The 5329-nt window shown below is 55.0% G+C and carries 4 protein-coding genes and 1 pseudogene; all 5 read right to left on the reverse strand.

Annotated elements, in window-relative coordinates:
- Nucleotides 1-2569, reverse strand: a pseudogene (locus tag ISS20_RS23380) (hypothetical protein); the annotation flags it as partial.
- A 20-nt stretch (nt 2570-2589) separates the two neighbouring features.
- Nucleotides 2590-3024, reverse strand: a complete 435-nt coding sequence (locus ISS20_RS23385; protein WP_121944217.1) for a lytic transglycosylase domain-containing protein — start codon at nt 3022-3024, stop codon at nt 2590-2592.
- Nucleotides 3025-3107: 83 nt separating this feature from the next.
- Entirely contained in the window at nt 3108-3782 is a 675-nt protein-coding gene (locus ISS20_RS23390) for an EAL domain protein (RefSeq protein WP_121944216.1), read from the reverse strand.
- Nucleotides 3779-4387 (reverse strand): DUF4400 domain-containing protein, encoded by a 609-nt coding sequence (locus ISS20_RS23395; RefSeq protein ID WP_121944215.1) that lies wholly within the window; start codon nt 4385-4387, stop codon nt 3779-3781. Before ISS20_RS23395 ends, ISS20_RS23390 begins: the two co-directional genes overlap by 4 nt.
- Nucleotides 4388-4389: 2 nt before the next feature.
- Nucleotides 4390-5329 (reverse strand): TraM recognition domain-containing protein (locus tag ISS20_RS23400; RefSeq protein WP_291440029.1); only part of this gene is annotated, 940 nt, incomplete at its 5' end.

Consider the following 5329-nt stretch of genomic DNA (forward strand, 5'->3'; position numbering starts at 1 on the left):
CAATGGAGTAGTTCTTGATCTCGGTAGGCGTGAAAGTCAGAGTCGGTGTGTTCTCACCCGAAACCTGCTCAACACCACCAGTGGTGATGATCCGCCACTGGTAGGAGGCTTCAAATCCCTCTTGAGCCTGAACCTTCAACTCAACAGGACGGCCAACCAGCACCACGCCTGGTGCGGTGACGGTGAAAGTGGGCACATCGAATGCCGTGAGTGTCAGCGGTTCAGTCTTGAACTCAGCGCCGGAATACTTGTTGACCAAGACCGCACGGTAGGTGGCACTGCCCACGCTCTCCATTCGGACGGTGTAGTTCACCCCGGTTTGCTCAATGCTTTCCGTGCGCATGACGCGTGTCCAGTTGCCATCCTCGCCCAGCACTTCCCATGCCACTGCCTTCACATTGGCAAGCATCTTGGCGTTCTTGACGTTGGCATTCAGGGTCTGCGCAAAAGGCACTTTTCCGCTTGTCGCCCGTGCAGTCAAAGTCGCTTCGATAACGTCACCTGCAGCAGTCACCAGGGCACGGCTTTTAGAGGTTACCGCGCTGTTGATGACCGCGCCATCGTTGACCATGCGCGCCTCTGCCACGATGAAACGGGTACCAGCGGTCAAGCGCCCAAGGTTCACGCTAAATTTTCCTTCGGCGTCTACTGGAACTGCCGTGGACATGGATGCGCCAGACTTCTCATCTTTGATGGTGACCTGCCATTGACCCATCGACTCGGGCTCAAAAACCACCGTCTGACCACGAGCGATCCCGATAAAGCCACTCACGGTTGTTTCGGCCTGGTCGTGTGAGGTGAAGGTCTTCTCGAAATCAACCAGAGGGCCCTGCGGTACTCCAATGAAATCGAACTCTTGCACTGTCTTGAACTCAGGAGCACGCTGGTACCAGGACTCAACCTTTACCTTGCTTTCGGCCCACGGCGTATCAGCCTGCATGACCAGCGCCACGTTGGACTCAGGGATCGAGCTGTTGAACTCCTTTACGGAGTCGCCGGGATAAGTGACCCGCGTTGTGATCTCCCGATAACCGGCCTTGACGTTCACGATACCCAGTGAACGGGGCTGCGACTTGTCAACGGTCGCAAACATCTTTCCAGGGAACTGTGCCGAGTTCTTGGCGTAGAAGGTATCAAGCAGCTTGTCGTTTTTGAATGTCAGCGCTATGGGACTTGGGGTTGTCCCTGCGATGGTGACTGACCCAGATCCGCTCTTCACGGGGTAGAAGGCTGTTTGGCGCGTAGCTGGATTGGTGTAGACGACGCCCGGTGTGTACTCGATGGTGTTGTCGCCCACCAAAGGCAACGACCCGCGAAGCGCGTTAGCAGCATACGGGTTGTACTTCATACCTTCGGGAAGCGCGCCGAAGCGGATAGCGCAATTCACACCGGCCGTCTGCGACAGCATGTAGTCGGGGCGAATCATGCTCAACGTGTTGCAAGTCTCTTTGCTTGCGCCTTCAAGCTTTGCCTGCACATCTGCGTCTTGAACCTTGATAGCCACGCTCGTGTGAGACTGAGAAACCTTGATCTTGCTTGCAGGGTTCCACGCTGTGGTCTGCAAAACGATGTTAGGTGCATCTGGTAGATTGACCCACAGTCGCACATCGCGTGCAGCTTCTTGATCGGTTGAATCGCCCACAAGCACTGGATAGGTCCCTGCCACGTTGGCTTGGCGAGGAAGCTCGAAGGCGGCAGATTGGGACACATCTTGTCCATTGACTTTTAAGCTTTCGACGCTGCCGGAATCGACAACGACAGGCAAAGCAGCGACATCCAGCGAACGATTGTTCAACGGATTGATCGGTGCCAGGCGGGTGCTGATGCCTGGAAAGTCTTGGACGATGGGGAGAGATACTGGAACCGCAAGCTCGGGTCTCTTGTATGTGAAGTTCACAGAGCTTTCGGCCACGGTGGCGCCCGCATTCACGGTGGCCTTGATGGTCATCGGTCCATCGCGGAGTGCAGGATACCCTGTCGCCAGTACCGCCCCACTGGACCCGCGCACCATCTTCAGTGGGATCTCATTCCCGCCTTGTATGAGTTTGAGGGGGGATTGAGCATCCGAGATCGTGAAGCGGCCCTTGATTTCCGCACGGTCGAGGGGCAGGCTCTGGACAAGTCCTTGCTTCATACCCACTCGAACCTCGTGGACTGAGTAGGTCCCCGCAGGGAGAGATGCTGATATGACCTGGGCCACGAAGCCAGCATTGAGAACGGGATACTGGGCCTCCGTGAACTCACCAGTGATCTTGTCCGCGATCACATCTGGTCGAGACTCTACGCGCTGAATTGGCAGTTTGTAGTTGACCAACGTATCGTCATTCCGTAGCAGCACGTATCCGGTCACAGGATCACTGGGCCTGTCACCCGTCGCCATGTCGAATGCATAGCCACGAATTGTCAAGACACCAGATGGCGTGATGGTCGGATTACCGGCATCACAGACGTTGGTGCCATTGACTTCACAGACCGAAGACACGAGCGCGGCCTGCGCGCTCGACATGTATCCGCTGCAGAGGATGATGGCCGCTGCAGCGGTTGCACGCAGATGATGGCTTTGCTTCATGAACTTCTCCCGGTGGGTGGTCATTTCTTTGCTACCTGAACGCTGTTGATCTTTTCCAGCACGCGCTCGACCTTGCGGGCGTAGATCAGCCGCTTGTAACCAGTGCTTGCGTTGTATGCACCGATGGCCTTCCATGTGAAGCCATGCGTTGCAATGCTTTGAGCCAAGATCCAAGCACCGACATTGGTGTTGATGCAGGGTTCAACCAGCTTGTCTTTGGTGATGCCATATGGCTCCAGCTTCGGGAGCCACCAGTCGTTGATTTGCATATGCCCGTAGTCAACCGAACCGTTCTTGTTCGTGTTGATGGCGCCTGCATTTCCATTCGACTCGACAGTCGATATAGCCTTGAGGAGTTCGACCGGAATTTGATACCGCTGCGCAGCCTCTTCAAAGCAGGCAGCGTGGGCGAACGAGAAAAAGAAGAGCGCGAACGAGATGAACCACGATTTCATAGCATCTGATGCTACGAAGTCGCCCCCCTCAAACCACCCCTAAAAAGTAAGCAAAATCCGAGCTTTTCGATTTTGTGAGCGATTCATGCCGCAGCCAATTGCAGCTGTCGGTTTCTGGCCGCTACGCCAGGTGGAGTCAGAATTCGCGGCACCTCATGCTCTTTGAGGACATCGCACCAGTAGCCTTGCAACTCGCTGGCTCCGAGCTTGACCGCTTGCGTTGCGATCTCAGAGGACTCAATGTGTTCCGCAACCACGATGGCTCCAGTTCCCAAGCTGGAGATGAAATCGAGACCCGAACGATCATTTGCTTTCAGAACCCTCGGCCTGAACACTTCGATCATGCGCTCCTCCAAGTCTGTGCCGGCAACATCATCCAGCGCAATTTCACCTCCGAGGCCTCGTATGCCCTCACAGAGGTTCTTGATGCGCTGGAATCCCCAATGGTGACGGATCAGCTCGTTTCTCTCCACGATCTCGATGACCATTCCAGGAACCATGTGCTCGGCCATCGCCACCACCCAATCCAGATTAAGCATTGACGAGGCCTCGACATTGCAATGAACCCTGAGCTTGGACTTGTAGGCCGTGCAAAGGAACCGCGCCGCTTTCAGTGCTGCAATATCAACCTCAAGCATCTGGCGGCGGTTGGTGAAATCGACCCGATGCCTGTACAGCAACTCAAACCCCAGGATCTCGTGCGACTCACACGCGAGCATGGGCTGAACGCGGAAGTTTGCGAGAGCACTGACATTCACAGGCGCTTCTGAAGATTTGCAACCCATAGCCACCACGCAAAAGAAAGACCGGCGATTGCCAATGGAGCCACCCACGTTGAGACGTAGATAGGCACGAATAGCCAAGCGACCAACGACACTCCGACCAACTTGGCAAGGTCCACCCCACGCTTGTGCAGCATGGGGCTCTGTGAGGAGAAAGACGCTTTGGCAATCTGTCTGCGATAGTGGCCATCAGCCATAGCGGCCAGAATGCAGGGAAGAGCAAAAAGCGTCCACATCAAGAGCATTCCGCCCCGATACAGGATTACATGTGTCCAGACAGTGCCTGCGAATGCACGCTCCATCAACCAACGATCAACTTTTTCGTTTCCCGAGAGTTCAGCACTTTCGAAAGCATGACCGACTTCTCGATTGACCGTCTCCAGCAAAGAGAAGATCTGCTCCATGATCCATTGGTCAGTTTCATGCCCAAGCCACGCTACGAGCTGGCGCTGCTCAGCGTCACGCACTGCGTTGAAGATAGGCAACGGCAACAGTACAAGAACTGCCAGGGTGCCAAAGAGCACAACGACCAGCGTCAATGAAGCAAGCGAAGGCTTTCCCTCTTTCCCCTTTTCTGCCATGACTATTTGCCCCCCCACAGAGAGGTGAACATGGTGATGAAACGCGGCCTAGCTGGCTTTGGCAAAGGCCCATTGGTCAAGAGGATGGGAATGCGAGACTTGAAAGTCCGTCCACCCGACATGCGTGCGTAGAAGTGCAACGGCGGCAACTCACTCAATACCGGTGGTGGTATCAGATCGGCTTCCTCAGCCGAGGCTTGCTCTTTGTATGACGCGTCGTAGTGCTCGCTGGGATCAGATGCAACGTTATGCCCGTAGCTGACGGACATCGACTGCACTTTGATTTTGGGAATCCCATCCGCGAACAATTGCTGGGTTCTCGGATCTTGAACCCTTAGAGCAATTTTGTTGTTCGTGTTGGCCAGGACCTGAATCGCCTTGTTTTCATCGCCAAGCCGAGCTGCAAAGTCGGCAAAGGTTTGAGTTGCCACAGTGAGTCTGAAACCCGCCCCACGACCTTTGTTGAGCAGCTGGATGGTCGGCGTATTGATCACCTCTGCCGCTTCGTCAACGAACACGTCAATGGGCTTCTTCTTGTCCAGCCCGTAGTTGTAGATGTCGCCCGCAACTGCGGTCATGTCAGCGAGCATCACGGAGCCAATGGCACTGCCAACCGTTGGGTCAGCGAGTGAGTCCAGGCCCATGTACAGAACCATGTTGTTTCGGATGACCTTGGACATATCCAAGACCACCTTTTCACTCCCGGGCTCATGCTTGGGCGATAGCAGCTCTGCAAGAGGATCTGCAGTGAGCATCGACAGAATTGGGATGAGCGAGGCCACCATCTTTTGAAAGTGATCCCGGTTGTGTTCATACGTCGAAATCAGGCCAGCCAGATCAACGTTTGGCCACTCGTGAATCACCACTTCCTTGTAATAGGCGATGTACGCAAGAAGAACCGCTTCAGGCCCCTTGTTCTTCGCCTTGGAGGTTTTGATATAG

The sequence above is a fragment of the Acidovorax sp. genome (assembly GCF_016783915.1).
In the GTDB taxonomy this organism is placed as follows: domain Bacteria; phylum Pseudomonadota; class Gammaproteobacteria; order Burkholderiales; family Burkholderiaceae_C; genus Acidovorax.